Below are 1059 nucleotides of genomic sequence, written 5' to 3'. Positions count from 1 at the left end.
GCCAATGGCGCGCCGTCCGAGACCTTCATTGACTACCGTGACCGCCGCGCCTTCGACAATTTCGACGAATACCTGGACCTCTATGGTTGTGAGCGGATCATCCCCGAGATGCACCGCCCGCGCATTTCCTGCGCGCGGTTGCTCCCGGAGGACATCCGGCGCCAACTCGGGATAGACCACGCGGCCGGGCTTGCGGCTACTGCACGCCGTGCCTGACCGGGTCGGACTGTTCACTGGTATGCAAGCCCGTTCTTTGATAACCGTCGTTATGTGATCAGTGTTGAAGGCGCGTCGCGATGATGGTGCGCCCCGTTGATGAAGGAAAGCAAACGCGATGCCGTTTACCGCAACCTATTCCCAATACCTATATATCGGCGCTTCTGCCCCGAATGCGTCGACCACCTATACAAACGATGCCCCTACCGTCACTTCGTCCACCTTGTCCGATACCGAGGATGGAACAGACGATGGCGATATCGCGCCGGGGCAATTGATTGACTGGTCGGCCTCGGGCGGCGATGTGCAGGTTGTCGGTACCACCGCCAGCGGTGACCCGGTGGTCCTCGCCGTTGGTGCCGGGTCCTACTTTGTTCTCAGCAATTCCCCTTTTCCGCCTGGCGGCACGCCGATGGGCTTTACCGCCAGCACCTACACGATGTGTTTCGCGGCCGGAACCGGGATTGCCGTGCCCGGCGGCGAGGTCCCGGTTGAGGCACTGTCAATCGGCGACCTGATCCTGACGGCCGAAGGCGCGGCGGTCCCGGTCAAATGGATTGGCAATCAATCGACGCACAGCCTGTTTTCCGGCGCAATGAGTAAATTGGTCCGTATCCGTGCGGGCGCCCTGGGCGATGGCCTGCCCCATGCCGACCTCACGGTCACTGGCGATCACGGCATGGTGCTGGACGGGCTTGTCATCAACGCCTCGGCGCTGGTGAACCATGACAGCATCGACTGGGTGCCTTCTTCCGAACTCCCGGAGACATTCACCGTCTACCACGTCGAAACCGAAGACCACGACGTGATCCTGGCCAATGGCGCGCCGTCCGAGACCTTCAT

At 61.5% G+C, this 1059-nt stretch carries 1 protein-coding gene and 1 pseudogene; both read left to right on the top strand.

Going from position 1 to position 1059, the window contains the following annotated elements:
- Positions 1-216, top strand: a pseudogene (locus PVW46_RS13380) (Hint domain-containing protein); the annotation flags it as partial.
- 118 nt (positions 217-334) lie between these two features.
- Positions 335-1059, top strand: a 725-nt coding sequence (locus PVW46_RS13375; protein WP_274576165.1) for a Hint domain-containing protein, incomplete at its 3' end; no start/stop codon positions are given.

The organism is Mameliella sp. AT18, assembly GCF_028807275.1.
Classification (GTDB): domain Bacteria; phylum Pseudomonadota; class Alphaproteobacteria; order Rhodobacterales; family Rhodobacteraceae; genus Antarctobacter; species Antarctobacter albus.
The sequence above is the reverse complement of the archived record's forward strand: the minus strand, read 5'-3'. Positions and strand labels throughout refer to the sequence as shown.